Source organism: Flavobacterium solisilvae (assembly GCF_012911605.1).
Taxonomy (GTDB): domain Bacteria; phylum Bacteroidota; class Bacteroidia; order Flavobacteriales; family Flavobacteriaceae; genus Flavobacterium; species Flavobacterium solisilvae.
This window is the reverse complement of sequence record NZ_JAAMPT010000080.1, coordinates 1-267: the sequence shown is the minus strand read 5'-3', so window position 1 is coordinate 267 and position 267 is coordinate 1. Positions and strand designations below refer to the sequence as shown.

Below are 267 nucleotides of genomic sequence, written 5' to 3'. Positions count from 1 at the left end.
GCACCTTAGGATTCTCTCCTCGACTACCTGTGTCGGTTTACGGTACGGGTACTGTTAATCTAAGTTTAGAGGTTTTTCTTGGAAGCCCTTAGGTACACTATCACTTTGTCCGAAGACTCCGCGTACTATCGCATTTCCCCAAGTCTTGCGCATTTAACTACAAGACCTATAGGTAGGTGCTTTAACGAACTATTCCGTCAGTTCGCGGTACTTTCATCACTCCGTCACCCCATCACAATTAACAGTAGTACGGGAATATTAACCCGT

At 45.3% G+C, this 267-nt stretch carries 1 rRNA gene; it reads right to left on the bottom strand.

Features of this window, described 5'->3' with window-relative positions:
* Window positions 1–267 (bottom strand): 23S ribosomal RNA (locus G6042_RS14695); the annotation flags it as partial.